Annotated in this window: 1 protein-coding gene; it reads left to right on the top strand. The window is 73.0% G+C overall.

Annotated features, from left to right (window positions below):
* A partial coding sequence (locus A9Z05_RS04270; protein ID WP_141723348.1) for a DUF72 domain-containing protein occupies nt 1–721 on the top strand: 721 nt, incomplete at both ends.

Below are 721 nucleotides of genomic sequence, written 5' to 3'. Positions count from 1 at the left end.
GCCGCCGATGACGACGAGCCCGCCCCGTCATCGGGCCTGCTGTGGGACGAACCGTCCCCGCCCGCTGCCGCGCCGAAGAAAGGCCGCCGCAAGCGCGGCGTACTGCCCGCGCCGATCTCGGCGGACGTGGCCGACGCCGCGGCAGGCCTCCCGCCGAACGTGCGGCTCGGCACGTCGTCGTGGTATTTCCCCGGCTGGAACGGCATCGTCTACGACGGCGATTTCGCGCAGACCAAGCTGTCACGCGAAGGGCTCGAAGCGTACGGCGCGCATCCGCTGCTGAAGAGCGTGAGCCTCGACCGGTCGTTCTACGGGCCGCTGTCGGTGGCCGATTACCTGCGCTACGCGCAGCAGGTGCCCGACGATTTCCGTTTCGTCGTGAAGGCGCCGGCCGCGGTGACCGACGCGGTGATCCGCGGCCGGCGCGGCGAGCCGTCCGGGCCGAACCCGACCTTCCTCGATGCTCGGCTCGCGACCCGCGAATTCGTCCAGCCATGTCTCGACGGGCTCGGCCGGAAAGCCGGCGTGCTCGTGTTCCAGTTCTCGCCGCTGCCCGACCAGCTGCTCGCGGCGCCGGCCGCGCTGATCGACCGGCTCGCCGCGTTCTTCGCGGCGCTGCCGCCGCTGCCGCCGGACGCCGACGGCACGCGCTACGCGATCGAGATCCGCGACGCGAGCCTGCTCACGCCCCGCTTCATCCGCGCGCTGGCCGCGCTCGGCG

The sequence above is a fragment of the Burkholderia sp. A2 genome (genome assembly GCF_001729305.1).
Classification (GTDB): domain Bacteria; phylum Pseudomonadota; class Gammaproteobacteria; order Burkholderiales; family Burkholderiaceae; genus Burkholderia; species Burkholderia sola.
This window is presented reverse-complemented; position numbering and strand designations above follow the sequence as displayed.